Source organism: Bradyrhizobium sp. SZCCHNRI3043, from assembly GCF_032377735.1.
Taxonomy (GTDB): Bacteria; Pseudomonadota; Alphaproteobacteria; order Rhizobiales; family Xanthobacteraceae; genus Bradyrhizobium.
In genome coordinates, this window is record NZ_JAUHID010000002.1 from 535,793 (window position 1) to 561,842 (window position 26,050).

Sequence of the window (26,050 nt, forward strand, 5' to 3'; positions counted from 1 at the left end):
CTCAGCACGACCCCAGCACCGCGTGGAAGCGGGTCAGGAACTGCTTCTCGGCCTTGGCCGCGCTCCAGGGCGTCAAATAGTCCGCCACGGTGGCATCCGGCAGGCCGGGGTCGCGACCGAACAGCTTCTTCGCCTCGCTCTCCGAGAAGCCGGCCAGCCGGGTCGCCTCCAGAAAAGCGGCGCCGCGGTCGGCCGCCTTGATCTGGCGCTCGATCTCCGGAGCAATCTCGGCCGGCAGGCCGAAGCGGATGTGGATCGCCCCGAGCAGCCGCTTCTCGACGCTCTTGTAGCCGTCGCCGAGCACCGCCTTGAATGGCGAGATCATGTCGCCGATGACGTATTCCGGCGCATCGTGCAGCAGCGCGGCGAGCCGCAGCTTCGCATCGATGTTCGGTTTGCGCGCGCGCATCACTGTCTCGACCAGCAGCGTGTGCTGCGCGACCGAGAAGATGTGCGCACCGGTGGTCTGGCCATTCCAGCGCGCGACACGCGCGAGCCCGTGGGCGATGTCGGCGATCTCGACATCGAGCGGCGAGGGATCGATGAGGTTGAGCCGCCGGCCGGACAGCATGCGCTGCCAGACGCGGTCGTGCCCGCTCGGGGCCTTGTCAGTCGTCATTTGGGAGGCTTGAGGCGTGGGGTGCGGCGCTTGCCGCTGCAGGTCTCGTGGCAGAAGCAGGTGACGAGATGGTCGTTGACCATCCCGGTCGCCTGCATGAAGGCGTAGACGATCGTGGGACCGACGAACTTGAAGCCGCGCGAGGCCAGCTCCTTGGAAATCTTGATCGACAGCGGTGTCGAGGCCGGCACGCTCGCGGTGGTCTTGAACTGATTGACCTTGGGCGCCCCGTCCATGAAGTTCCACAGCAGCTTCGAGAAGCCGGGACCCTTGTCCTGGATGTCGAGCCAGGATTTCGCGCTGAGAATCGTCCCTTCGATCTTGGCGCGGTTGCGCACGATGCCGGCATCGTTCATCAGCGCGTGAATCTTCTTGTCGGTGTAACCAGCGATCTTCTCCGGCTGGAAATCGTCGAAGGCGCGGCGGAAATTGTCACGCTTGCGCAGGATCGTGATCCACGACAGCCCGGCCTGGAAGCCGTCGAGGATCAGCTTCTCGAACAGCGCGCGGTCGTCATATTCCGGCACGCCCCACTCGGTGTCGTGATAGGCGACATAGAGCGGATCGCTGCCCGGCCAGGGGCAGCGCGTCAGGCCATCGGGATGGACGACAGCAGCGCGACCCATGAGACCGGCTCAGGCGACCGTCTGCTTCGGCGCGCCCTGCAGCGCGTCGGGATCAGCGATGCGTAGAACGAGGCCGCCGGCGGTAAGCGGCGTTCCCGCCTCCAACGCCTCGGCGGCGCGGTCGATGCGCAGCAGCGCCATGCCCTTCTGCGCGGCGGCCGAGCCCATGGTGCCGACGGACTTGTCGCCGGCCAGAATCGGCGTGCCCGGCTCGGGACTCGGCCCGTCGAGCAGCACCTTCGCCGCGCGCGTGCGCGTGGTGCCGCGATGATGCATGCGGCTCACCACCTCCTGGCCGACATAGCAACCCTTGCCGACATCGACGCCGTGAAGCCGGTCCATGTTGGTCTCGTGCGGGAAGGCATCGCCATACGTGAAGTCGAGCCCGCCGCGCGGCACGCTGCAGTCGATACGATGCGCCTCATAGGCGTCGGTCTCGACGATCTCGGCCCCGAGCCGTGCGGCGATCTCCGCGAGCGCCTCCTGCGGCGCAATGACGCGCGCGCCGAGGCGCTCATGACGCGGATCGGCGAAGCTCGGCTCCGGCGTGGCGCCGATGGCGCCATCCCAGACCGCGATCACGCCGAGCTCTCCGGAGCGATTGCTGACCGCGACCTTGGCCCTGAGCTTGTAGAGGTTGAGCTTGTCGGTGAGCGCCTGCGCCAGCGCGCGCGGACAGTCGAGCAGGAAGCGCTCGCCGGCGTCGGTCGCCGGCACCTGCGCCACCAGGAAATCAACGATGATCTTGCCCTGCGGCGTCAGCAGCGCGCCGAACCGGGCATCGCCGGGCGTGAGCTTGGTGACGTCGGTGGTGAAGAGACCGTTGAGGAACTTGCGTGCATCGTCGCCGCTGACCTGGACCACGCCCCGGTCGTCGAGAAACGTCGCCTTCATCCGAAAAACCTCTTGCGACAGGCCGCACTGAAACGTAAGCCGCCCAGGCATAAACCACAAGGCTGAAACGCCGCCGCGCGGTGGCTTCATTCTAAAGATCGAGACTCGCGTGCCACCGGAGGCCAGCAAATGGGCAGGCGCGCAGCATGATCGATCTGTCTTGGGGCGGTCAGGAGAATGAAATCCTATGAGGGCTTCATGAGCGCGCGCTTCGACGTCATTCTGAAATCCGGCACCGTGGTCAATCAGGACGGCGAGGGCGTCCGCGACATCGGCATTTCAGGCGGACGTATTGTCGAGATCGGCGATCTCGGCACAGCCTCGGCCGCCGAGATCATCGACTGCAAGGGCCTGCACGTGCTGCCCGGCGTGATCGACACCCAGGTGCATTTCCGCGAGCCTGGTCTCACTCACAAGGAGGACCTCGAAACCGGCTCGCGCAGCGCCGTGATGGGCGGCGTCACCGCCGTGTTCGAGATGCCCAACACCAATCCGCTGACGGTGACCGAAGAGGCGTTCGCCGCCAAGGTCGCTGCCGGCCGCCATCGCATGCATTGCGATTTCGCCTTCTTCATCGGCGGCACCCGCGAGAATGTCGAGCAGCTTCCGGTGTTGGAGCGCGCCGAGGGCTGCGCCGGCGTAAAGGTGTTCGTCGGCTCCTCCACCGGCTCGCTGCTGGTCGAGGACGACGACAGCCTGCGCCGCATCTTCCAGGTGATCCGCCGCCGTGCCGCGTTCCACGCCGAGGACGAGTACCGCCTCAACGAGCGCAAGGACCTGCGCGTCGAGAACGATCCGCGCTCACACCCGGTGTGGCGCGACGAAGAGGCGGCGCTGCGCGCCACGCAACGTCTCGTCACCCTCGCGCACGAGACCGGCAAGCGCATCCACGTGCTGCACATCTCCACCAAGGAGGAGATCGTGTATCTGCGCGACCACAAGGACGTCGCCACCGTCGAGGCGACGCCGCATCATCTCACCTTGGCGGCGCCGGAGTGCTACGAGCGGCTCGGCACCTACGCGCAGATGAATCCGCCGGTGCGATCAGTCGATCATCGCGACGTCATCTGGTGGGGCGTCCACCAGGGCATCGTCGACATCCTCGGCTCCGACCACGCGCCGCACACCGCGGAGGAGAAGTCCAAGACCTATCCGGCCTCGCCCTCCGGCATGACCGGCGTGCAGACGCTGGTGCCGATCATGCTCGACCACGTCAACGCCGGTCGGCTGTCGCTGCAACGTTTCGTCGACCTCACCAGCGCCGGCCCCGCCCGCATCTACAACATCGCCCGCAAGGGCCGCATCGCCGCCGGCTACGACGCCGACCTCACCATCGTGGACCTGAAGCGCAGCGAGACCATCACCAACGAATGGGTCGCCTCGAAAGCCGGCTGGACGCCCTATGATGGCCTACGCGTCACCGGCTGGCCGGTCGGCACGTTCGTCCGCGGCCAGCGCGTGATGTGGCAGAGCGAGCTGCTGACGCCAGCGACCGGCGAGCCGGTGCGGTTCATGGAGACGCTGCGGCCGTAGCGGCGCTACGCGTTAGTTTGCTCCGTCATTGCGAGCGCAGCGACGCAATCCAGAGTCCTTGCGCGGCCCTGGATTGCTTCGTCGCTCTGCTCCTCGCAATGACGCGGAGCGGGCATCACGCCTGGCCGTCGTTCACGCGAACAGCTTGTCGATGTCGTCCTGGGAAATCGCCACGCCGGGCCGCTTCGGGCCCTCCAGCAAGTCTGGGACGCTCGAGGGGGCAGCAAGCTCGGTGGCCAGCCGCGCCAGCTCCTCTTTTCCCCAGATGCGGACGAGCTTGTTGATGTGGTCCTCCATGAACTGCAGCGACTTGACCACCCGCGTGATCCGCTGCCCTGTGAGGTCCTGGAACGCGCACGCCTCGAACACCTTGTTCGTGCTGTCGACGATCTCGTCGCTGACCGCCGCGGCCGTCGGGTCTTTGACGCTCTGCAACTTCGCGACGCTGGCGCCGATCGCCTCCATGCTTTCGAGGATCGCGTTCCCGGCCACCTCCGTATTCTCGACGATCGCGTCGAGGGTGTCGGTCATCGTCGCGAAACTGCCCTTGCCGTCGCCTTGAAGAGCGGCGAGTTCGCGCCGCATGCTGCTAATCTGGCCGAACATCTCGACCAGGTAGGTTTTCAGCAACCTCTCTTCTTCCGGCGCAATCATCAGAAATCCCCGACTTTTCCTTAACGTTTCCTTACCAATTCTTCACGCGGCAGTTGCAAACCCCGGCCTGCTCTTCTGTGAAGGCATTTCGGATTTCGCTTCGGCGGTGACCGGCTCGCGACGCGGCTATCGAGATTTCGCGTAAGCTCGAAACGGCACTGTGGTCAGGTAGGTGAAGATCAGCGACCTATTTTTGCCCGTTTTCGTTAAGGGCGCATGTTCATTCCCGTCAAAGCCTTCAAATTGCTTTGTGAAGAGTTTCCGAGCGACATGGCTGCCGAGGGGGGCCGTTGGGCAGTGCTCGGTCTGCTGTCGGTTTCCGCGACGCCGGGACGGCCCTTGGAGCCTGGATGTCCGAGCGGGCGTCACGACAGGAGGCAGGCGGCGGCGGCCGGCCAAGACGAATGCGAATGTCCGCTGCCAGGGACGACGCGGACGTGGGGGAGAAATTCCAGTACGCCGCCTCTTGACCCAGAGCTCTCTACTGACCGCGATCGTCGATCGACTTGCGTTTTGCCGAGCAACATTTTTGCCGGCACCCGATGGTTCCGCTCTCGGGGACGACCTGACGTCTGCAATCCCAGGAATCGCTAGGCCGCCTGTGACCCCCGATCATCGTTCGGTTCGCGGCCAGGCGCACCGCATCGGCGAGGCGCTGACGAAGCCGGATATTTCGACTATCCTGCCATCCGGACCATCAAGGCGGGGCAGGACGGGGTCCAGGAGGGGACATCGATGAGCACAGTAAGAAGCGCGCTGGCCCAGAAGAGTGGCGCCCTGATCCATGTTCGTTCCGACGACATGGTCGTCGAAGCCTTGCGCCAGATGCGCGACAACCGGGTCCGGTCGGTGCTCGTCATCGACGACGGCGCGCTGGTCGGCATCGTGACGCAGGGGGACTGCGCCATCAAAGTGCTGCTGCCCGGGCTCGACGCCAAGCAGACGCCGGTGGGTCAGGTGATGACGGGCAACCCGGTGACGGTCAAGCCGGATCACCGGCTGGACAGTTGCATGGCGATGATGGCTCAACGTGGCTTTCGCCATCTGCCGGTGCTGGACGCGGGCAAGGTCGTGGGCGTGATCTCGGTCGGAGACGTCGTCAAGAACATCATCCGGGACTTGGAGCACAACGTGGACGACCTGATGGGCTACATCATGAAGGACGGCCCCGGGGGCTGACGGACGAACGTGGTGCCGTCGCTCTCCGCCGATATCTGCTTGTGACCCATCTCGGACCTTTCCGCCCGGCCCCGCGACGTCCGCTGTCGGGGTGCACCGGAAGTTAACGACCGTGGAAGCGCAGGGGCCGCTTGTGACCCGAGGCCGACGTTGTTCGCGGTGCATGGTCAGCCCAGGAATGTGGTCAGGTCTGACGCGCTAATGCCTTCTCTCGCCCCGCGCGTCGTTGCCATTCTGATGAAGAACTAGATGGGAGATCTGCCCGGCGTCCGTCGAGAAAAACTCCAACTGGGCGTCAACGACTTTCGCGAAGAACTTGCTCTGCGACTCGGGAAATAGCCGGATTTTGCGTTGATAGGTCGCTTGCGACATCAGTTGCCCATTCTCCAGAGTGATGGTGATCGAGAACGTCGGCGTAAAGTCATAGACGCCAGTGTATGTCGCGAGAATAGCGGGATCGACCTCTACGCTCGTGCGGACGATCGGATGAAAATCCGGCCAGCCGTAGACCGAAGCGATGCTGCGCAAGATCTCGGTCGCTAGTAGCTGGCCGCCTTGCGCGTTGGTCATGATGACCGCTCCATCGCCACTATGCTGATAGGCGACGAGCACCGCTTCGAAACCCTCGTCGATACCACCGTGCGAAAAGAAGGGATTTTCCTGCGAGCCCCCGATCGGAAAACCCAAACCGTGATTGCCTTGACCGGCAACGAGCATCTGCTTGGTCATCTCAGTCGAAAGCACTCGATTTGAATCGCCCAGCAGCGAACGCTGAATCTCGATCGCGTATCGCGCGAGGTCAGTCGGCGTCGTCCAAAGTCCTGCAGCCGCCATTTCCGGATAGATGTGGGACCCGCCCTCTACAGGAGCGCCGTTTGCCTTGTAGGGCGTCGCAGCGCTGGAGCGCAGTTCCACCGGCAGCGGCTGTTCGTAGGTACTGCGGGTCATGCCGATAGGCGCAAGCACTGTGTCATGCATGAGCTTAGGGAACGGTTGATGCGAGACGTCGAGCAGCAACTGCTGCATCACCGTGTAGCCACCGCCGGAGTATTTCCAACGGCTTCCCGGAGCAGCCTCCAGGCGAACGGGGGCGGTGTTGGCTGGCTTCTCTCCATCTAGGACTTGGACGAGCGAGGGAATCGGAGCACCCGCCGAGTAGCCCGGGAATCCGTGCACCGTGAGCCCGGCAGTGTGACTGAGTAACTCACGCAGCGTAACCACGGCGCCTGGCGCAGCTGCGCTTGCGGGGATCTTCCACGAGGTCAGTGCCTGATTGACGTCCGAGTCGAGCGCCAGCTTGCCTTGCTCGATGAGATGAAGCGCAGCCATCGCCGCGACCGGCTTGCTGATGCTACCGGCCTGGAACAGGGTATCGGCCGTCACGGGGCCGCCCCCGAGTTGTGCGACGCCAAATCCCTGCGCCCATTCGACGGCGCCATTATGGATCACCGCAATGCTGACGCCCGGCACTCGATCAGCGGCCATGCGGTCCGGGAGCCTTTGACAAATGTGAGGATCGTCCTTCTCCACCACCTTCGTCCTGAGGCACGCGCAGACATCATCGATTCGACGCTGGATTTCGGGCGAGATCATCCCCTGAGCCTCAATCTTTTCTGATCGCCACAACAGTACGCCGAGACACAGTAGAGCGGTCAGCAAGCAAAACCGTATCACAATCATCGGTTGATACCTCTAGGCAGCCGACGTTAACGTAGCTCGATCCCTCAACACGAGACAAATGTCCGCTTGTGGCCCTGGCTGTGTGAAAAGGCCCATAACGGATCTGGTCGCCGGCTCGCGTGAAGGTCTGCTTCTGATGCTCAACCGGAAGCAGGTGCCCGGCAACAGGGCTCCGACGGGGCTGTATCTTGTTATCTTCTTAGGGTTGAGAAAACCGGTTCGCGCTATTCGCCTGTGACCTTCAAGACGGTAGGGTTGGCCCCAAGGATAGTGTCTGGTGTACTTCATCGCCTTTATGATCGTGGTCGTCTTGACTGCCGTGGTGTCGCTTCGTCGATCCATGGCTCTATCACGGAACGCTCGGGGGGCTGGCCCGGCCCAGCGGCTGGCAGCGCGGCGGCGGGCGCTTTGGCCTGTATTCTGCGCGGCAATTCTTGAGTTTGGGTTGATTGGACTTAGTCATGTTCAAGACAACCAGGAGCTTGGTCCCTCCGTGACGATCGATCTCATGGCGCTTACGGCCGCTTTTATCGGCGGCTGGTTTCTTGGCGTCATCGGCGGAATGGATTGGGACTGAAGCGCCGCAAGAAACGCAAAGCAAAAGAGCCCGTCGGGCGAATCAGTCGCGCGATCTTGTTTGTAACGCCGTCGTTCGGGTTCGCCGCAACTACACGAAACGCCTGTGCCGAAACGGCAATTTTGCGCATTGTCTCAACGTGATCGCGCCCGCAGCACCTTCCGGGCGAAAGATTTCACTTTCGTTTTTCCAGAATACGTGTCTATCCTCCACCCATCCCGCCTCAACGAGAGGGGCGTACGCGCGGTCGTCACGAGACGCGAGGCGGGCAGGCGGTGGACGTGTCGGGTTGCAGCGTGGCTTTGGCTGCGCGGACGAACAATCCCGATGCGGACGTTAAGTCGCGTGGTCCTGGCCTCCCGATGCCGAGGTCAAGCCTGAGCGTGATGCGAGAGCATCGGCGCAGGCGATGGGGGCAATCAAGCCGGTCCCCAGGGAGAGCGCGAAAGAAGCGTTAAAACCATCGCGCAGGGAAGGCTGGGCTCATCCGGCTGCACCTGTGGTTCCTGCCCCGTGCACTTTTGTTCGCACGGGGGCCATGGGCGTCAGCCGACGCCCAGCCTTCCCTGCGCCCTCGATTGAATGAGGGCCGAACGTCGGTCATCGCTCGGACGCATCGCGCCGCGAGGACGATGAGGCGTGTCTCGATGCTGTTTGAGATGTGGAGACGGATCTCGGCCCCGATGGGCGCTCTTCGTTTTGGCTCCGTCATTGCGCTCGCAATGACGCGGAGTTTGTCGACGTAGTTGTCGTAGCCTGGATAAGCGCAGCGATATCCGGGTTCAACGAGGCTGCGGATGAGACCCCGGATGTCGCTGCGCTCATCCGGGCTACCCGCGAGGAGCGTGAGAACCTACTGCGTCGCGCGCGACAGCGAGAACTCGCCGTTGCGGACGCGCTCCGGCAGGCCTTCGACGAAGGTCGCCACCGCGTCCTCGCCATAGGTGGTGACGAGTTCGGCCAGCGCCGCGAACAGGCTGGCCTGCGCCAGGCAGTCGCCGTCGACGCCGTCATGGCGCGCTTCCGCCCAGGCTTCGTTGAGGTAGCTGAGCGCGGCCTGCTTCTGCTCGTGATCGGGCAGGACGGCGGGGAGGGCGCTGAAAGTGACGGGAAAGCTCATTGAATTCAGTCTGGCGGGGCCGCGAGGCGCGTTGAATTCCGAACGCGGACGCGCCGGACCAGTGAGGTTTACCACGCAGGCGGCGGACGCCTAGGCCAGTTCTTTAGGAAAGGTTAACAAGGTTAACGCAAACGTGGATAACGCCCGCGCGCCGTCAACCATGGGCCGTCAGTTGGCGTAGCGCGCCGTGAGGTCGCGCGAGATCTTCGAGCCCTCGTCGATGTAGCGGCGGATCGCCACCATCGCCGCCGGCGTGCAGGTCCGGTAGGTCTGCTGAAAGCCGTTATAGCCGCGGTTGAAGCCGGCGATCATCCGGGCGCGGCGTTCGCCCGACGGCGTCTCGGCATCGATCAGGGCCTGCATCTGGTTGCGCCATTTGGCGCCTTCATTGCTGCCGCAGATGCCGCGGAGGTAATGCAGGGTTCCGAGGATCTCGGCCAGCCGCTGCAGATCGCCATCGAACGGCGCGGCTGCATCCTGCGCGCGCGCGGGCACAATGGCGCAGGCGGCAACGAGCATGAGGACGGCCAGGAGGCGCTTGGGGATCATGGGGAACACCGACGTCATATGCCTTTGCCGGACGGCGGACGCAAGGCGCCTACACCAGGGTCCGTGCGGCGGCGATGATCTCCGGCAGTCCGTCAGTCAGCGTGAGGCCCTCGAGCGCATCGGGGAGGCGCCACTGAAAGTCGTCCAGTTCCGGGTTGAGCCGGGGCTCTCCGGCCTGCCAGCGGGCCGCAAAGGGAAGGATCACATAGTGGCCGCCGCTGCCCTGGGCCGGCAGGACCTCGCGCCATCCGGCCAGCCCGACAATTGCGATCGAGAGTGCGGTTTCCTCCATGACCTCGCGCGCGACGGCCTCGTGCAGGGTTTCGCCGAACTCCACCCGGCCGCCGGGCAGCGTGTAGACGCCCTTGGCGGGGGAACGCGCCCGGCGCACCAGCAGGAGCTTGCCGTCGCGGAAGATGGCGGCGCTGACGGCGAGTTGGGGGTGGCGGGGCGGCGTCGGGGCGGTCATGCCAATGGCTCCAGGCGTGGTCTGCACCGTAGCGTGAAGACGACCGGGCCGGCAGCCCGTGCTGCTCAGAAGCTTGCCATGATGGCGTCGACGGCGTCGACCTCGTCGACCGGGTCAGGGTCGACCTCGATGTCGCCATTGATGATGCCGCCGGCCTGCGTCACCAGCGGCTTGACCCACGCCGCGGCCTGCTCGGCGAGCTTGGCCTTGGTGGCGTCCTGCTTGGCAGCGCGCATCGCGCTGCCGACCGCGAGCAGGATGTCGGTCATGGTCTTCGTGAGATGATCGAACTTGTCGCGAATCGCCGGGTCGGCCTGCTCATAGGCCTCGATGACGAGATCGCGGGCCTTGAAATTGGTGTGCGTGAAATGTTCTGGATAGGTCAGCGGCGACCACGCCAGAAAATCCTCGGCGCATTCCGGAATATCGGGAATCATTTCGAGCAGCATCACGGCTTCGTTGAAATGATTCAGATAGTCGGTGGCGAGCCCGGTGCGCGGATTGATGTTGGCGGCGCGCAGCATCGCGGCCCGCGCCGGGTCAATGGCGCTGCCCGCCGGTCGTTGGGTCGTGCGATCGGTAGGCACGGAATGGGTCGCCGCTGCGGTCATCCGCTGCAGTGTTGGCAACCCAAGTTAAAAGGTGCTGAACACACGACGATTTGAGTGAGATTATGTGTGGGCGCTTCGTGATCACTTCACCACCCGCGGCTCTCAGGCAGATTTTCGGCTACGAGGAACAGCCGAACTTTCCGCCGCGGCACAATATTGCTCCGACGCAGCCGATTCCCGTAGTTCTTCTGGACCAGGACATCAGGCATTTTCGGCTCATGCGCTGGGGATTCATTCCGGCCTGGGTCAAGGATCCCCGTAATTTCACGCTGCTGATCAATGCGCGTTCGGAGTCCGTACGCGAGAAGCCGGCGTTCAAGAATGCGATTCGGCGGCGCCGCGTGCTAGTGCCCGCTGATGGATATTACGAGTGGCAGGTGATCGATGGTCGCAAGCGGCCGTTCTTCATCCATCGCAGTGACGGCGCGCCGCTCGGTTTCGCGGCCCTCGCCGAGACCTGGATGGGGCCGAACGGCGAGGAGGTCGATACGGTGGCGATCGTCACCGCGGCCGCGAGCCGCGATCTCGCCACGCTGCATCATCGTGTTCCCGTGACGATCAGGCCGGATGATTTCGCGCTGTGGCTCGACTGCCGCTCCGATGATCCTGACGAGGCCATGCGGCTGCTGATCCCGCCTCGCGAGGGCGAGTTCGCGTGGTACGAGGTGTCCACGCGCGTCAACACGGTGGCCAACGACGACGAGCAGCTGCTGCTGCCGATGACCGCGGAGATGCGCGCCGCCGAGGACGCGCAGCGCAAGCCGGCGAAGAAGGTTGCATCCCGCAAAGTTTCGCCTGCGCCCGCGGATGACGGGCAGGGGAGCTTGTTCTGAGGCGGGGAGCATCAACGAAAAAGGTCGTCATACCCGCGAAGGCGGGGATCCAGTACGCCGCGGCGTCTCGTTTTGAAACGCAGAGCAGTGGAATACTGGGTCCCCCGCTTTCGCGGAGGACGACAGTGGAGCTGGCCCGCGCGGCCGGCGCGCTGGGCTCCCTCAGCCAAAGATCCTCAGCGCCGCGTGCTGCAGCAGCATGATGGTCTTGGCGTCCTGGATGCGGCCGTCGGCGATCATCGCCAGCGCGTCGTCGATCGAGACTTCCAGCACCTCGATCTCCTCGCCCTCATGCGCGAGCCCGCCGCCGGCGCTGACGCGCATGTGAGGCTCGTATTCGGCGACGAAGAAATGGATCTTCTCGGTGACGACGCCCGGGCTCATGAACGCCTCGAACACGAACTTGACGTCGTGCAGCCGGAACCCGGTCTCCTCCTCGGCTTCGAGCCGGATGCGCTCCTCCGGCGAGGCATCGTCGAGCAGGCCGGCCGCGGCCTCGATCAGCAGATCGTCATGGCCGTTGACGAACGCGGGATAGCGGAACTGCTTGACCAGGATGACGCTGCGCTGGGCGAGGTTGTAGGGCAGAATCGCCGCCGCGTTGCCGCGCTCGAACACGTCGCGGCTCTGCATCTGCCAGGTGCCGTCGTCGCGCCGCCATTCGAACCTGGTCGAGGTCAGCGTCCCGTAATGGTCGGACAGCACGCGCGTCTCGTGCACGCGGATGCGGTCGGAGATGCTCATGCTGAACCTCTATTTCATGCCGGGCGTCGGCGCGCGGCCGTCGAGCCATTTCGAGAACACGACGCTGTCCTGCACGGCATAGTCGAGCGTCTGGTAGAACGCCTGCACCGCGGTGTTGTCGCCGCGCACCATCAGCATCAGCTTGGCGACGCCGCGTGCCCGCAGCCAGTCCTCGGCCGCGGCCATGATGGCGCGGCCATGGTTGTGGCCGCGATGCTCGGGATCGACGCTGACGTAGTAGACCCAGCCGCGATGGCCGTCATGGCCGACCATGACGGAGGCTGCGATCGCGCCGCCGCTGCGGCCGACCAGGACGGTCGCATTGTCGCCGCGGCGGGCGAGCGCGATGTCGGCGGCCGGATCGTTCCACGGCCGCGTCAGGCCGCAGCGCTGCCACAGCGCGATGAGGGCTGGCACGTCGGCATCGGTGATGTCGGAAATCGCGAGAGCAGGGGCACTGTCCATGGGAGCGTCGAAAGCCTAGAGCACCTTGCCGGGATTCATGATCCCGAGCGGATCGAATTGCGCCTTGATCGCGCGCATCAGCGCGATCGCGGTCGGATCCTTCACGTCAGGCAGCTCGTCGCGTTTGAGCACGCCGATGCCGTGCTCGGCCGAGATCGAGCCGCCCATGCGCAGCACGATCTCGAACACGACAGCATTCACCTCGTGCCAGCGGGCGAGATAGTCGGCGGTGTTGGCGCCGATCGGCTGGCTGACATTGTAGTGGATGTTGCCGTCGCCGAGATGACCGAACGGCACCGGCCGCGCACCGGGCATCAGCTTCACGACGGCGGCGTTGGCTTCCACGATGAACGCCGGCACCGCCGCAACCGGCACCGAGATGTCGTGCTTGATCGAGCCGCCCTCCGGCTTCTGCGCCGCCGAGATGTCCTCGCGCAGCTTCCAGAACGCCATGCGCTGGGCGAGGCTGCCGGCGATCGCGGCGTCGTCGACGATGCCGTCCTCGAGGCCCTTCTCCAGGATCGTCTCCAGCGTGGCGCGGGCATCGTCGCGCGACGACGACAATTCCATCAGCACGAACCACGGATGAGCGCCCGACAGCGGCGCGCGGTTGCCGGCCGCGTGGCGGATCGAGAAGTCGAGCGCGATCGCGGCGATCAGCTCGAAGCTCGTCAGGTTGCCGGCGGCCTCGCGTTGCGCGATCGCCAGCAGCTTGAGCGCGTCCTCCGGCGACTTCAGGCCGACGAACGCGGTTTCGACCGCGCGCGGCTTCGGAAACAACTTCAGGCTCGCCGCGGTGATGATGCCGAGCGTGCCCTCGGCGCCGATGAAGAGATTGCGCAGATCGTAGCCGGTGTTGTCCTTCTTCAATTTCGACAGCGCGTTGAGCACGCGCCCGTCGGCCAGCACCACCTCGACCCCGAGCGCCATCTCGCGCGCCACGCCATAGGCCAGCGCGGCGGTGCCGCCGGCATTGGTCGAGAGATTGCCGCCGATGGTGCAACTGCCCTCGGCGCCGAGCGACAGCGGAAACAGGCGGTCGACCTCGGCGGCCTTCTGCTGCGCCACCTGCAGCACGACGCCGGCCTCGGCGATCATTGTATTCGAGGCGGTGTCGACGTCGCGGATCTTGTCCATGCGCTTCAGCGACACCACCACCTCGCCATTGTGCGGCGTCTGGCCGCCGACGAGACCGGTGTTGCCGCCCTGCGGCACCAGCGCGATGCGGTGCTGACTGGCAAGCTTGCAGATTGCCGCGACCTCGGCCGTCGAGCCCGGGCGCAGCACCAGCGGCGAGCGGCCGTGGAACAGGTTGCGCTCCTCGGTGACGTAAGGCGCGACGTCGGTCTCCGCCGTCAGCGCCTGGCGCTCGCCGACGATGGCGGCGAATTGCGCGATCAAATCGGGCGGCAGCGGCGGCAGGGCAGGCTGGCTGATGTTCATGGTCAGTCGCTTCCAGTGTTATCTCGGCGCGGCGGCGCGGCGCAGCCGGTCGTTGATGGCCTCGCCCAGTCCGTCGTTCGGGATCGGCATCACCGCGATGCTGCGCGCACCCTTGGCATCGAGGCTGCGAAGATAGCCGAAAAGATGCATCGCCGCCTCCGCTGGATCGCCCAAGGGCGAGAGGTTCAGGATCGCGGCGGCTTGGTCGGCCCCGGGCAAGGTCACCGGACCGAAGGCGAGCAGCGCCTCGCCGGCCGCGACCTCGCTGGCGTCGAGGCGGACGGCGGCGCGCGGCGCATAGTGCGAGGCCAGCATGCCCGGCGCCAGCGGCTGCTCGGACGTATTGGTCTCTGCGGCGGGCCGCGCCAGCGCACGGCCGAGCACCGCCTCGATCGCCTCGCTGGGAACCCCGCCCGGGCGCAGCAAGGTCGGCTCGTCGAAGCAGCCGACGATGGTCGATTCGACACCGACCTCGACCGGCCCGCCGTCCAGGATCAGGTCGATTCGTCCCGAGAGATCTGCCGCGACATGAGCCGCGGTGGTCGGCGACACGTGGCCGGAGATGTTGGCGGAGGGCGCCACCACGGCGCCGGCGAACGCCGCGAGCAGCGCTCGCGCGATCGGATGCGAGGGAATGCGGATCGCGACCGTGTCGAGACCGGCCGTCGCGAGATCTGCGACCGTGCAGCCCGCGGCCTGCGGCACCACCAAAGTCAGCGGTCCCGGCCAGAACGCGGCGGCCAGACGCTCGGCGGTGGCATCGAAGCGGCCGATGCGCTGCGCCGCCGCGATATCGGCGACATGGGCGATCAACGGATTGAAGGCGGGCCGGCCCTTGGCCTGATAGAGGCGGGCGATGGCCGCGGCATTGGCCGCATCGGCGCCGAGGCCGTAGACGGTCTCGGTCGGGAACGCGACCAGTCCGCCGCGGGCGAACGTCGCCGCGGCTTGCGCGATTCCAGCCGCGTCGGCGGGCAGGATACTGGTCTCGATCGCTTGCATGTCTGGGGCGGGCATCGATGGTACGGGACGGCAGTGGCTTCCGCGCTCGGCTATAGCGGGCGCGGACGTTCGAATGAAGCGCGCAAATCGCCTGTCGCATTGCGCTCGCGCCATGGCCGCCGGACAAAGCCCCACGGCCTCAAGCGGTTAACCCCTCTGCCGACGATCAGCGATTTCGATGCGATTTCCTGCCTTGTGTCCTTGCGAAGACGGAAACCCAACGCTATAAGCCGGCTTCCCAAGTCGGAGCGTGGCTCAGCCCGGTAGAGCACTGCGTTCGGGACGCAGGGGTCGCAGGTTCGAATCCTGCCGCTCCGACCATTTCTTGGCGTGACAACTCACGCTTTTCCCGATGTCACCTTGCGCCTGCTACCCTGGTCCAGCGTAGCTCGATGAAGCGAGGTGTTCCCGACATGACAGCGCGATCTCCACGCACGGCGCCGCTTGCGGGACGAACCGGAACGGCCTGGCGGCACGCCAATGTCGGCCGGTTGCTCAACAATGCGGTGCGCCGGTTCGAATCCCGGGTTCTCCAGCTGATGGCGGAGAGCGGTCACGGCGAAACGCGGATCGCTCATGTCAGCCTCACGCGAAATCTCGACGTCGAGGGCACGCGGCTGACCGAGCTCGCGCGGCGGGCCTCGATGAGCAAGCAGGCGATGGGCGAACTGGTCGATCAATGCGCCGAGCTGGGGCTGGTGTCGCGCGAAGCCGATCCGAGCGACCGGCGCGCGCGCCTCGTCCGCTTCACGCCGGTCGGACTGAAATGGCTGGAGGCGTTTGGCGATGCCGTCGATGTGGCCGAAGCCGAGATGCGCAAGGAGCTCGGCAAGGCGGCGATGGACGCGATCCTGCAAGGATTGCAGGCCTATAGCGCCCGCTTCGATACGCTCGACGACACCATATAGTCAGGTTGCTTGACTATTTTGCGGGGCGCGGTAGCATTCCTCCATTGCGAGGAGAAGCGCCGTGATCGAACGTTTGAGCGCCTCGGTGCTGATCGTGGGCGGCGGGCCGTGTGGGCTGATGCTGGCCAACGAGCTTGGCCGCCGCGGCGTGTCCGCAATCCTGGTCGACGAGAAGCCGGGAACGGCCTTCAACCCGCAGGCCAACGCGACGCAGGCGCGGACGATGGAGCATTTCCGCCGGCTCGGATTCGCCGACGAGATCCGGCGCGCCGGCCTGCCCGCGGACTATCCGACCGACGTCGCCTATTTCACGCGCTACACGGCGCATGAGCTGGCACGTTTTCAATTGCCGTCCGCAGCACGCGCGACGGAACTGGTGAAGGGTCTGTCCGGCTCATGGAGCGCGGCCGAGCTGCCGCATCGGGTGTCGCAGAAGTTCGTCGAGGCGATCCTGCGCCGGCACGCAGCGCGGCTTGCAGGCATTCAGCTGCACTACGGGCATCGGTTGATCGGTTACGTCGCCGATGACGGCGGCATTGCCGCCGACGTCGAGCGTGTCAGCGATGGTGCGCGCTGCGAGGTCGTGGCTGATTTCCTGATCGGCGCCGACGGTCCGCGCTCCCCGGTGCGACAATCGCTCGGAATCTCCTATGGCGGAACGACGGGAATAGAGCGCGATTTCATGGGCGGCCGCATGCTCGCGGTCTATCTCCGCTCGCCGGAGTTCTACGCCAGCATCCCCCATGCGCGAGCCTGGATGTATGTCTGCTTCAACCGCGACCGCCGCGCCTTCATGGCCGCGGTGAACGGCCGCGACGAGTTTGCCTTCCACACCCAGCTGCGGCCAGGCGAGGACGAAAGCGCGATCACTGCCGAGGACGCAAGGACAGCGTTCCAGCGTGCCTGCGGTGCGCCCATTCCCTGCGAGGTGCTGTCGCACCTCACCTGGACCGCGGGTCATGCGCTGGTCGCCGAGAGCATGCAGCGCGGCCGGGTCTTGCTTGGCGGTGATGCGGCGCATCTGTTCACGCCGACCGGCGGACTCGGCTACAACACCGCGATCGAGGACGCGGTCAATCTGGGCTGGAAGCTCGCAAGCGTCGTCAAGGGAACGAGTCCCGTCTCGCTGCTCGACAGCTACGACGCCGAGCGCCGTCCGGTGGCGCTGCGCAACACCGACTACGCACGCCGATTTGCGGATTCGCTCGGCCTGTTTGCCGCGGTGCCCGAGATCGAGGACGCGACAGCGGCCGGCGACGAGGCTCGGCGCATCGCCAGCGCCTATCTCGATCGGCATGCGCGCGCCGAGTTCAACATCCCCGGCATCACCTTCGGCGGCCGCTACGACGGCTCACCGATCATCGTCCCCGATGGCACTCGACCCCCGCCGGATGCGGCCAACGTCTACGTGCCGAGCGCTTGTCCCGGCGGCCGCGCGCCGCATGCCTGGCTGGAGCACGGTATCTCGCTGTACGACCGCTTCGGCTTCGAATGGACGCTGCTGCGTTGTGAGGGCAGCGACCTCGATGAGGATCAACTCCGTGAGGCCATGGGGCCGCTGCGTGCCGACGTCGAGATCGTCACCTTGCCGCGGGCCTTGCGTGATCTCTACGAGGCCGACCTCGCGTTGATCCGTCCCGATCAGATCGTGGCCTGGCGCGGGAGCGCTGCGCAGGCCGGCATGCTTGGCAGCGTGCTGGCTCGGGCACTCGGAGGGGATGCACGCACTCCCTGAGCTCTCGGTCGTGCGGGGCGAAATGGACCCGCGGCGGCGCGCCGCCGATCGGCTTCTACGCCCTCACGATCAGAACCTCTTGGACATCCGGCGCGTCATCGACACCAACGTCATCGGCAGGGTTGAGCTGAGGAGCACGTCGGCACTGCGCGTTCGGCATTGGGGCGCCGTCTGCCCAAGCATTGCCCGACCTTCGTCCGGCTGCTAGCGTTCTCCCGTGAGGCACGGGCGAACGAAGCGACGATGACCGACGTGATGACCGAATCGGAAAAGGCGCAGCAGATCGTGGCTGCGCTGAGGGCGGCGGAGGCGAGCCCGCCGGAAGCGGCCCTGCAGACGTTGAACGGCCTGATGGGCCTGGTCCGCAGCCCGAGCGCGGAGCAGCCGCTCGAGGTGGAGGAGGCGCGCTCGGCGGCCTTCATGTCGATCTGTGAGGTCGGCAAGGCGCTGCATCGCGGGCAGCCGACGGAGGCGCTGTGGCCGGCGGCGCTGTCGGCCGGCGAGCGCTGGCTGGCGCTCGCCAAGTGAGCAACGACAAGTGAGCAAGGACGAGTGAGCGAGAACCAGCCCGGCGCGGGCCGCATGAGTTGGCGTGCAATGGCGCCAGGCGATCTTGCTGATGTCGATGGGATCGCGGCCCGCCTGCACCCGAACTATCCCGAGGACAGGCGTGTTTTCGCGGAGCGCCTGCGTCTCCACCCCGATGGATGCCGCGTGCTGCTCGCGGCTGGCGCCGGGATCGCCGGCTATGTGCTCAGCCATCCCTGGCAGCTCGGCCGGCCGCCGGCCTTGAACGTGCTGATCGGAAGCATTCCGTCGCCCGCATCGACCTACTACATCCACGATCTCGCCTTGCTGCCCGAGGCCCGCGGCAGCGGCTCGGCGACAGTGATCGTTGAGGAGCTGATCCGACACGCGCGTGCGCTCGGCCTGACGTCGCTGTCGCTGATCGCCGTCAACGGCTCGACGCAATTCTGGGAGAGGCAGGGATTTGCAGTCGACAAGGCAGCCGCCGCCACCGATCCGACCGGCAGCTATGGCGGCGACGCGAACCTGATGATTCTGCGGCTCGCCTGAATTGCACGCGCTTCTTTTGCGGCGGCGGTGCCATGCGAAGCGGCCCGGCGATGGGCCGGGCCACTTGCGGTTCATGACGTGCTCTATTCCGGCATCGACATCGGCCGGCGCCACATGTCGCGCCGCCGGCTGAAGCGGTTGGCGTGCAGCATCCATCCGGTGACAGGCTTGCCGTCGCGGTGACGGCCACCGCTCTCCGCGGCCGCCCAGGCTGCGACGGCGCCGAGCAGCAGCGCGGTGGCAACCGAGAACGCCAGGATGACGGTGCCGGCGCGCGTGCGCGAGATCGCGCTCTTGGCTTGTGCGATCACGCTATCCACCCGCCGCTCGGCATCGGGAGCAGCGAGACCGGTCGTGCCGCTGACCATCTGCACGAGATAGCCGCGATCCTCCGGGCTGACGCCATTGTGGCTCGACGCCGTGAGCAGGATGCGTCCGGCTTCGCTACGCGCGGGTGCGAGATCCGGGCTGGGCGCCCGCCGCGGCGCGCGGAACAGATGGTCGAGCTCATAGCTCAGGACCGACGGCTCATTGGCCGTCGCCGGCGCAGTGAGCGGATTGGTCCGTGTCGCCGTGGACGCGCCGAGCACGGCCAGGGTGGCGCCGAGCACGACCGCCAGCGCCCAGGCTGCGACGCCGTGCAGACCGTCGCGCTTTTCGATCTCTTCGCTTTCGGCAAGCCCGTGCGGCGCGCGCAGGCGGCCCGCCATGTAGCCGCCGCAGCCGAAGCTGATCAGCGCCTGCAGCACCAGATACAGTCCTGACAGGAGCCAGAGCGCCACCGAGGCGTCGCGCCATGTCGGCGCAGTGGAGCTGACACCGAGGCCGACCGACATGGCAAAGCCGATCAGGATCGAAGAGACCGCAGCGGCGGTGATGGCTCCTGCAACGACCGGCGTCCATTGCAGGGTCCAGCTATCGGCCGTCGCGCTTGCAACGGGTGACGTGACGACCGGCGCGGTTTCCATGGCCATGATGCCGTCTCAGCGCAGGCCGAAGAACGACAGAACGGCCATGATGACCACGATCAACCCCACGAGATAAATCAGTCCGTCCATGATGGTCCTCCTCCGGTTCGACATTGGTCGCCGTATAAGCGACAGCGAGGCGCAATGTTCCGCGCACGGAGCGGCGGAGGAGGAGAGGACGCGCGGCTGCCGGCCTCAGATGGGAGTTGCCGCAACAGCTAACGGATCATGGTGCCATTGCGCGACGCAATAGAGCAGGGCCAGGGGGCGTGGCGGCCAGAGATGTCGCCGCCAGCCATGTTTCAATCGCAGCCAACTTCCGATCGCAGCCATGTCTCGATCGATGGCGCTGCCCGTCCACCGCGCGAGAGGCTGATGCAATGACCCGCGCTCAATAGCGTCGGTCGTAGCCGCGCTGCCGGGCATAGGCGTAGGTGGGGTTGATACCGCAGCCGGCATCGGTGCCGGAGGCCGCAGCCAGGCACTGGCGATAGGTGGAGAATTGGCAGTTGCCCGGATAGCCCCAGATCCTGCCTTGCAGGCAGTAGCGGTCCTGCGCGGCGGAGGCGGGCGAGATCGCGGCGAAGCCCGCGAGGACGGCGGTGGCAGACAGCGAAGCAAACAGCAGGCGGCGCATGCGTTCATCCTTGCGTTGAAAGGTACCGTTGCAACGCGACGGTGCGCAGGCCCGTTCCTCGCGCGCAACATTAACTGTTGTGTCGGCGTCGCAGCTTCGCGTTCACCGACGAACGAAAATATCTGCATGTTGGCGCTTGCCCGAGTTGGCCTCTTGAAGATCTGAGGCAGCCCCACCGTCGCGGAGCTCGGCAACGCGCGTCATGGCGTGATGCCGGAACATTCGTCCACCGCCCCGGTTGCTTTTTTCGCCGCTAGTGATGGACCGATCCCATGTTTCGCCGATCCAGGACGTCAGACGCCGCCCATCGCGACTCCCCAAGCGTTTTCGCGAGCAGCCCGCGCGCACCTGGCACCGGCGGGATGCTGGCTCTGCTCGGGTTCGCGTTCCTGATCCACTATTTCGATCAGCGGCCCGAACAGGCCGGGCGCACGGGACGCGCGAGCAGGGTCGACGATGGACACGGCCGGTTGGCGCGTTTGCCCTCGGAGATTCCCGCGCGCAGCTGGAAGGACGTCTTGTTCCGGGTCTACGAGAACGTCACCGAGCACAGGATCGTTGCGCTCGCCGCAGGCATGACATTCTACACCCTGCTGGCGATCTTTCCGGCGCTGGCCGCGCTGGTGGCAATCTACGGCCTGTTTTCCGATCCGGCCAGGATCACCGGACATCTGGAGCAGTTGCAGGGCGTGATGCCGGGCGGCGCCATCGACATCGCGCGCGACCAGTTGACGCGCGTCTCCGCCAACGGCACTCAGGCGCTCGGCATCACTTTCCTGGTCAGCCTCGCGATCTCGCTATGGAGCGCCAATGCCGCGATGAAGTCGCTATTCGATACGCTCAACGTCGTCTATCGCGAGCCGGAGAGGCGTGGCTTCATCAAGCTGAACGCGATTTCGCTGCTGTTCACCGGAGGCGCGATCCTGTTCGCGCTGCTCGCGATCGGAGCCGTCGTCGTGCTCCCGGTGCTGCTGAACTATCTCGGCATGTCCGAGGCCGGCGACCTGGTGTTGCGGATCGGCCGCTGGCCGGTCATCTTCATCTGCGTCGCGCTCGGACTGGCTCTGATCTACCGCTACGGGCCGGACCGCGAGGAGCCCAGATGGCGCTGGATCAGCTGGGGCGGCGCGCTGGCAGCGGTGCTGTGGCTCGCAGGCTCGGCGCTGTTCTCCTGGTATGCGGCCAATTTCGGCAGCTTCAACGCGACCTATGGCTCGCTCGGCGCCGCCATCGGCTTCATGACCTGGATCTGGATCTCCGCCATCGTGATCCTGATCGGCGCCGAGCTCGATGCCGAATTGGAGCATCAGACTCTGCGTGACACCATCACCGGCACCGCGGGACGTCCGCATCCTGTCGAAGCCGTATCGCATCGATGAGCCGGCGGCCGCGCTCGACGCGGTGAAGATGGAAAACGTCTGGTCGCAGGCGCACATCTCCTGAGGAATACCTGATCGATGCAGGTTGGGTGGACGGAGCCAGTTGATCATCTATCATTTCAGGATGGCGCCGGGTGATCCGCACCGCCGTCCGCCCGCTCGCTCCTGTGCGACCATATCGAGGGCGCCAACCAGCATCTCCGTCACCACGACGTCAGCCTGGTCGTCGACGCGGGCGATATCTGCTGCACGTTCCAGGTCCGCTCCCGCGGCGGCGATCCGCTGATCGGCGCCTACAGCGATCCCGACCTGACGCGCCCAAGGGCCAACGAGATGGGCTGCGGCAATCTTTCCGACCGGGTGCGCCTGCAAAATGAATATGACGGGAGCGGCGGTCCGCCCTGTCAGTGCGGATCGCCGGATCCTTCCGCCCGCGATCTCTGGATGCAGCATCGTACGCTTCACCTTTGATGTTGGGGCGCCGCAGCGCAGCTTCCGCGCGGCGTCATTGTATGTCTGACATCATGCCACAACGGTAGAACTACGGAAAAACCGGATTTCTCAACGCGCTTTAACGAGAGTGGAACAAGTTGCATCAATCTTTGCGCAGACATGTCGTCGGTCGCATGGGCAACCGTCACCGTCGCCGATCATCTGAAAACGTACTCATCATCTGGAGGTCACCTTGTTGTTTCGATCGAATAGCCGCTCGGACGCCGAAGCGCAGCTTGCAGCAATCAGTCGTGCGATGGCCGTGATCGAATTCCAGCTTGATGGCACGATCATCACCGCCAACCAGAACTTCCTGAACGCGGTCGGGTATCAGTTGCAGGAAATCCAGGGCAGGAACCACAGCATGCTCGTGGATCCTTCGGAGCGCGACAGTGCCGCCTACCGCGAGTTCTGGGCCGCACTGCGCCAGGGCGAGTTCAAGGCTGCCGAGTTCAAGCGGATCGGCAAGGGCGGTCGCGAAGTCTGGATCGAGGCGTCCTACAATCCCGTCCTCGACAGCGCCGGCAAGCCGGTGAAGGTCGTCAAGTTCGCGACCGACGTCACCGAGAAGAAGCTGCGCAGCATGGCCGACGGCTCCAAGCTTGCCGCCATCGATCGCGCGCAGGCCATGATCGAGTTCAAGCTCGACGGCACCATCGTCAGTGCCAACAAGAATTTCCTCGATGCGCTGGGCTACCGCCTCGACGAGATCCAGGGCAAGCATCACAGCATGTTCGTCGAACCCGCGCTGCGCGACAGCCCGGCCTACCGCGAGTTCTGGGCTGCGCTCAATCGCGGCGAATACCAGGGCGGCGAATACAAGCGCATCGGCAAGGGCGGCAAGGAAGTTTGGATCCTCGCCACCTACAATCCGGTGCTCGATGCGACGGGCAGGCCGATCGGGGTCGTCAAGTTCGCGACCGATGTCACCGCGCAGAAGCTGAAGAACGCCGACCTCGCCGGGCAGATCGAGGCCATCGGCAAGTCCCAGGCGGTGATCGAGTTCAACATGGACGGCACGATCATCACCGCGAACGACAACTTCCTTCGCGCGCTCGGCTACACCCTGGCCGAGATCCAGGGCAAGCATCACAGCATGTTCGTCGAAGCGTCCGAGCGGGAGAGCGCTGCCTATCGCGATTTCTGGACGAGCCTGAACCGCGGCCAGTACCAGTCGGCCGAGTACAAGCGCATCGGCAAGGGCGGCAGGGAAGTCTATATCCAGGCCTCCTACAATCCGATCCTCGACCTCAACGGCAAGCCGTTCAAGGTGGTCAAATATGCGACCGACGTCACCCGGCAGGTCTTCGTTCGCATGGGCAACGAGCGCGTGCGGGCCATGATGGAATCGGTGGCGGCGGGCGCAGAGGAACTCAACGCGTCCGTGCGCGAGATTTCCGAAGCGATGACGAAGTCGCGCGAGACCGCCATGGGCGCGGTGGACCGGGTCACCGCAGCCGACGCGCAGGCGCAGCGGCTCTCCGATGCGGCTCAGTCGATGAGCGGCATCGTCGAGATGATCCACAACATCACCGGCCAGATCAATCTGCTGGCGCTGAATGCCACCATCGAGTCCGCCAGGGCCGGCGAAGCGGGCAGGGGCTTTGCCGTCGTTGCATCCGAGGTCAAGAACCTGGCCACCCAGGCGAAGACCGCCACCGACAAGATCGCGACGGAGATCGACAGTCTCAACAATATCTCCGGGGGCGTCGTCACGTCTCTCGGCTCGATCAAGCAGGCGATCCAGAACGTCAGCGAGTATGTGACGTCGACGGCCGCCGCCGTCGAGGAGCAGAGCACCGTCACGAGCGAGATGTCGTCCAGCATGGCGCGTGCCGCGGCCGAAGCTCAGGCTCTGGCCGAGCGCGCCGCGGCTTGAGGCCGGATCGATAAGCGCCGACGCGCGGCGGCCTGTCAACCCGGGCCGCCGCGCGGTTGCAGGCGATGCCGCCGGCCGGCGCGTCATGCGCCTGTCGCCCCTTTGCCGAATTCCACCACTCTCACCGGGGTGATCCGTGGCCGATATCCTCGCATTTCCCACCCGGGCCTCGTTGCGGATCGTCGGCGCGAAGGCTGCGCGATGCGGTGGCAACCAGCGAGGTCGGACGGCTGCGGTGCGAATTGGAGCTTTGGCGAAGCGCGGTCGCCAATCTGGATCGGTGCATCAGGTCGGATCCGGCCCTCGCATCCCTTGCGGCCGAGTGCGACAAGATCCGCGACCTGATCTCCGTCACCGCGGCCAAGCTTGATACATTGCTGTAGAGCCGGCCGCCCCAGGAGTTGCGAGGAATCGTGGTCAGGCCGGGATCGGCTGCTCCGGGCAGTTCGTCAGGCGAGCCGGCGTGCCCACGGCGGTGCAGCCCGACGGCACATCGGTGGTGACGACGGCACCGGCGCCGATCTTGGCAAAATCACCGATCGCGACGTCGCCCAGCACGGTCGCGCCCGAGGAGAGCAGCACGCCGCGGCCGATCCGCGGGGCGCGGCCGGGCAGCGCGTCGTGTCGTCCGATCGTAACGTTCTGCAGAATGGTGACGTCGTGGCCGATGCTGCTGTGGGCGCCAATGACGATGCCGGTGGCATGATCGAGAAACACCGAGGTGCCGAGCCGCGCCGAGGGGTGGATGCTCACCTGCAGGGATGTTGAAGAGTCCGCCTGCAGCAGTAGCGCCAGGTCGGGCTGCCCGTTGCCCCAGAGCCAGTGCGCGACGCGATAGGCCTGCAACGCGATGTAGCCTTTGTAGTTCAGCAGCGGCGGCAGCAGCGCTGTCGTCGCTGGATCCTGCGTCGCGATCGCGCCGAGGTCGCGACCCGCCGCCTCGACGAGCTCAGGCGCGGCGGCATACGCCTCGCGCGCGACCGCGGCAAATCGGGCGCGCGCGGCATCGCCGCTGCCGAGGCGGATGCCGATCTGCTGCGCGACGGCACTGCCGAGATCAGAATGGTCGAGGATTGCAGCCGACAGGGCGCGGCTGAACACGGGATCGGCCGCGGCGATGCGCCGGGCCTCGTGCTGGATCGACGGCCAGAGCTCGGGACTGGATGGGTGTGTGTCGGCCATGGCAAAGCCTGCTCGATAACAGGTGACGGCGGCAATATAGCCTGACCTGCGCGTTGCAGAAACCTGGACGACGCCTCGCGGGCGTTGTCAGCCGATGTGGCCGGCGACAATCCCTGCCGAAGGTCGCAGCCCGTTCAGTTCTGCGCCGTCCGCGCCGCCGCAGCGGCGACGCCCGCACCGATCAGAAGGGTGCCGCCCGCCTTGTTGAAGATGCTGATCACCTTCGCGCTCCCTACGAGCGCGCGGGCGCGCGAGGCGATCAGCGCATAGCCGACGGCATTGGCGAAGGCGAGCACGATGAAGGTCGATTCGAACACGACCATCTGCGTGAGGAAGCTGCCGTTCGGACTGAGGAACTGCGGCAAGAACGCGACGAAGAAGGTGATGCTCTTCGGGTTCAGCGCCGTGACGATCCAGGCGTGACCGAGCATCTTCAGCGCCGAGGTCCTGTCGGTCCGCGGCACGGCGTTCAGCGCGCCGCCGGCCTGCCACAGCTTGATCCCGAGCCAGACGAGATAGGCCGCGCCGATCCATTTCAGCACGGTGAACAGCAGCGCCGAGGTCGCCAGCAACGCACCGACGCCCAGCATGGACAAGGTCATGGCGGTGAAGTCGCCCAGCGCGACGCCGACGGCCGTCGGCAGCGCGGTTCGCCACCCCTGGCCCAGCGCATAGGAGACCACCAGCAGAACCGTCGGCCCCGGGATCACCAGGAGGATGATGGACGTTCCCGCAAATGCGAACCAAGTCTCGATCGTCATGCTGATCGTCTCTCGCGAGGACATATGCGAGGTT

General features: G+C 65.6%; 28 protein-coding genes and 1 tRNA gene. 11 read left to right on the forward strand and 18 right to left on the reverse strand.

Annotation, left to right across the window (positions count from 1 at the left end; translation table 11 throughout):
- Position 1 precedes the first annotated feature (1 nt).
- The 3 genes from QX124_RS08245 to QX124_RS08255 are packed head-to-tail and all read right to left on the reverse strand — an operon-like array spanning position 2 to position 2,139.
- The gene (locus QX124_RS08245) at positions 2–619 is read right to left on the reverse strand and encodes an HD family hydrolase (RefSeq protein WP_315773942.1); all 618 of its coding nucleotides are present in this window, start codon (positions 617–619) and stop codon (positions 2–4) included.
- A complete protein-coding gene (locus QX124_RS08250) occupies positions 616–1,245 on the reverse strand; it encodes a DNA-3-methyladenine glycosylase I (protein ID WP_315773940.1) in 630 nt (209 codons plus the stop codon). The genes QX124_RS08245 and QX124_RS08250 overlap by 4 nt, the downstream gene beginning before the upstream one ends.
- 9 nt (positions 1,246–1,254) lie before the next feature.
- The gene (locus QX124_RS08255; RefSeq protein ID WP_315773938.1) at positions 1,255–2,139 is read right to left on the reverse strand and encodes a folate-binding protein; all 885 of its coding nucleotides are present in this window, start codon (positions 2,137–2,139) and stop codon (positions 1,255–1,257) included.
- A gap of 198 nt (positions 2,140–2,337) precedes the next feature.
- Between QX124_RS08255 and QX124_RS08260 the strand changes: the two genes are divergently transcribed.
- Positions 2,338–3,672, forward strand: a complete 1,335-nt coding sequence (locus QX124_RS08260) for a dihydroorotase (protein WP_315740182.1) — start codon at positions 2,338–2,340, stop codon at positions 3,670–3,672.
- Between the two features lie 132 nt (positions 3,673–3,804).
- Here the strand turns inward: QX124_RS08260 and QX124_RS08265 are convergent, their stop codons facing one another.
- Positions 3,805–4,326: a protein phosphatase CheZ gene (locus tag QX124_RS08265; protein ID WP_315739983.1), complete on the reverse strand. Its 522-nt coding sequence runs from the start codon at positions 4,324–4,326 to the stop codon at positions 3,805–3,807.
- A 735-nt stretch (positions 4,327–5,061) separates the two neighbouring features.
- Here QX124_RS08265 and QX124_RS08270 point away from each other — a divergent pair.
- Positions 5,062–5,505 carry a CBS domain-containing protein gene (locus tag QX124_RS08270; protein WP_315739984.1) on the forward strand — a complete coding sequence of 148 codons (444 nt, stop codon included), beginning with the start codon at positions 5,062–5,064 and terminating at the stop codon, positions 5,503–5,505.
- A gap of 198 nt (positions 5,506–5,703) precedes the next feature.
- On the opposite strand, the gene QX124_RS08275 is transcribed toward QX124_RS08270, so the two are convergent.
- The gene (locus QX124_RS08275; RefSeq protein ID WP_315739985.1) at positions 5,704–7,098 is read right to left on the reverse strand and encodes a serine hydrolase; all 1,395 of its coding nucleotides are present in this window, start codon (positions 7,096–7,098) and stop codon (positions 5,704–5,706) included.
- A gap of 364 nt (positions 7,099–7,462) precedes the next feature.
- Here QX124_RS08275 and QX124_RS08280 point away from each other — a divergent pair, with 364 nt between their 5' ends.
- Positions 7,463–7,762 (forward strand): hypothetical protein, encoded by a 300-nt coding sequence (locus tag QX124_RS08280; protein ID WP_315739986.1) that lies wholly within the window; start codon positions 7,463–7,465, stop codon positions 7,760–7,762.
- 853 nt (positions 7,763–8,615) lie between these two features.
- Here QX124_RS08280 and QX124_RS08285 read toward each other — a convergent pair.
- The 4 genes from QX124_RS08285 to QX124_RS08300 form a co-directional block, all read right to left on the reverse strand.
- The gene (locus tag QX124_RS08285) at positions 8,616–8,882 is read right to left on the reverse strand and encodes a hypothetical protein (RefSeq protein WP_315717207.1); all 267 of its coding nucleotides are present in this window, start codon (positions 8,880–8,882) and stop codon (positions 8,616–8,618) included.
- Positions 8,883–9,050: 168 nt separating this feature from the next.
- Positions 9,051–9,449, reverse strand: a complete 399-nt coding sequence (locus QX124_RS08290) for a TIGR02301 family protein (RefSeq protein WP_315717206.1) — start codon at positions 9,447–9,449, stop codon at positions 9,051–9,053.
- Between the two features lie 31 nt (positions 9,450–9,480).
- Positions 9,481–9,900: an NUDIX hydrolase gene (locus QX124_RS08295; RefSeq protein ID WP_315796874.1), complete on the reverse strand. Its 420-nt coding sequence runs from the start codon at positions 9,898–9,900 to the stop codon at positions 9,481–9,483.
- Between the two features lie 65 nt (positions 9,901–9,965).
- Positions 9,966–10,487, reverse strand: coding sequence for a hypothetical protein (locus QX124_RS08300; RefSeq protein ID WP_315717204.1), 522 nt, complete (start codon positions 10,485–10,487; stop codon positions 9,966–9,968).
- A gap of 86 nt (positions 10,488–10,573) precedes the next feature.
- Between QX124_RS08300 and QX124_RS08305 the strand changes: the two genes are divergently transcribed.
- Complete coding sequence (locus QX124_RS08305) at positions 10,574–11,344, forward strand: SOS response-associated peptidase (protein WP_315796875.1); 771 nt, start codon at positions 10,574–10,576, stop codon at positions 11,342–11,344.
- Between the two features lie 162 nt (positions 11,345–11,506).
- Here the strand turns inward: QX124_RS08305 and QX124_RS08310 are convergent, their stop codons facing one another.
- The 4 genes from QX124_RS08310 to QX124_RS08325 are packed head-to-tail and all read right to left on the reverse strand — an operon-like array spanning position 11,507 to position 15,013.
- Positions 11,507–12,088, reverse strand: a complete 582-nt coding sequence (locus QX124_RS08310) for an NUDIX domain-containing protein (protein WP_315796876.1) — start codon at positions 12,086–12,088, stop codon at positions 11,507–11,509.
- Between the two features lie 9 nt (positions 12,089–12,097).
- Complete coding sequence (locus QX124_RS08315) at positions 12,098–12,553, reverse strand: GNAT family acetyltransferase (protein ID WP_315796877.1); 456 nt, start codon at positions 12,551–12,553, stop codon at positions 12,098–12,100.
- Between the two features lie 15 nt (positions 12,554–12,568).
- Positions 12,569–13,996, reverse strand: coding sequence for an FAD-binding oxidoreductase (locus QX124_RS08320; protein WP_315796878.1), 1,428 nt, complete (start codon positions 13,994–13,996; stop codon positions 12,569–12,571).
- 18 nt (positions 13,997–14,014) lie between these two features.
- Complete coding sequence (locus QX124_RS08325) at positions 14,015–15,013, reverse strand: L-threonylcarbamoyladenylate synthase (protein WP_315796879.1); 999 nt, start codon at positions 15,011–15,013, stop codon at positions 14,015–14,017.
- A gap of 229 nt (positions 15,014–15,242) precedes the next feature.
- On the opposite strand from QX124_RS08325, the gene QX124_RS08330 reads away from it, so the two are divergent.
- From QX124_RS08330 to QX124_RS08350, 5 genes are all read left to right on the forward strand, one after another.
- Positions 15,243–15,319 (forward strand) — tRNA-Pro (locus QX124_RS08330).
- Between the two features lie 92 nt (positions 15,320–15,411).
- Positions 15,412–15,906 carry a MarR family winged helix-turn-helix transcriptional regulator gene (locus tag QX124_RS08335; RefSeq protein ID WP_315796880.1) on the forward strand — a complete coding sequence of 165 codons (495 nt, stop codon included), beginning with the start codon at positions 15,412–15,414 and terminating at the stop codon, positions 15,904–15,906.
- A 61-nt stretch (positions 15,907–15,967) separates the two neighbouring features.
- On the forward strand, positions 15,968–17,641 hold the full coding sequence (locus QX124_RS08340; protein ID WP_315796881.1) for an FAD-dependent oxidoreductase: 1,674 nt from the start codon (positions 15,968–15,970) through the stop codon (positions 17,639–17,641).
- 255 nt (positions 17,642–17,896) lie between these two features.
- Entirely contained in the window at positions 17,897–18,169 is a 273-nt protein-coding gene (locus QX124_RS08345; protein ID WP_315740183.1) for a hypothetical protein, read from the forward strand.
- 54 nt (positions 18,170–18,223) lie between these two features.
- Complete coding sequence (locus tag QX124_RS08350) at positions 18,224–18,718, forward strand: GNAT family N-acetyltransferase (protein ID WP_315740171.1); 495 nt, start codon at positions 18,224–18,226, stop codon at positions 18,716–18,718.
- Positions 18,719–18,801: 83 nt separating this feature from the next.
- On the opposite strand, the gene QX124_RS08355 is transcribed toward QX124_RS08350, so the two are convergent.
- On the reverse strand, positions 18,802–19,692 hold the full coding sequence (locus QX124_RS08355) for a hypothetical protein (RefSeq protein ID WP_315796882.1): 891 nt from the start codon (positions 19,690–19,692) through the stop codon (positions 18,802–18,804).
- Positions 19,693–20,077: 385 nt separating this feature from the next.
- Positions 20,078–20,323 (reverse strand): DUF3551 domain-containing protein, encoded by a 246-nt coding sequence (locus tag QX124_RS08360; RefSeq protein WP_315773929.1) that lies wholly within the window; start codon positions 20,321–20,323, stop codon positions 20,078–20,080.
- Between the two features lie 362 nt (positions 20,324–20,685).
- Here QX124_RS08360 and QX124_RS08365 point away from each other — a divergent pair, with 362 nt between their 5' ends.
- The gene (locus tag QX124_RS08365; RefSeq protein ID WP_315796883.1) at positions 20,686–21,702 is read left to right on the forward strand and encodes a YihY/virulence factor BrkB family protein; all 1,017 of its coding nucleotides are present in this window, start codon (positions 20,686–20,688) and stop codon (positions 21,700–21,702) included.
- 114 nt (positions 21,703–21,816) lie between these two features.
- Here the strand turns inward: QX124_RS08365 and QX124_RS08370 are convergent, their stop codons facing one another.
- A complete protein-coding gene (locus tag QX124_RS08370) occupies positions 21,817–22,155 on the reverse strand; it encodes a hypothetical protein (RefSeq protein WP_315774202.1) in 339 nt (112 codons plus the stop codon).
- 295 nt (positions 22,156–22,450) lie between these two features.
- On the opposite strand from QX124_RS08370, the gene QX124_RS08375 reads away from it, so the two are divergent.
- Positions 22,451–24,073: a PAS domain-containing methyl-accepting chemotaxis protein gene (locus QX124_RS08375; protein ID WP_315774200.1), complete on the forward strand. Its 1,623-nt coding sequence runs from the start codon at positions 22,451–22,453 to the stop codon at positions 24,071–24,073.
- Between the two features lie 417 nt (positions 24,074–24,490).
- Here QX124_RS08375 and QX124_RS08380 read toward each other — a convergent pair whose 3' ends face one another.
- Positions 24,491–25,255 (reverse strand): serine acetyltransferase, encoded by a 765-nt coding sequence (locus tag QX124_RS08380; protein ID WP_315774199.1) that lies wholly within the window; start codon positions 25,253–25,255, stop codon positions 24,491–24,493.
- Between the two features lie 134 nt (positions 25,256–25,389).
- Entirely contained in the window at positions 25,390–26,016 is a 627-nt protein-coding gene (locus tag QX124_RS08385) for a LysE family translocator (protein ID WP_315774197.1), read from the reverse strand.
- Between the last annotated feature and the right edge of the window lie 34 nt (positions 26,017–26,050).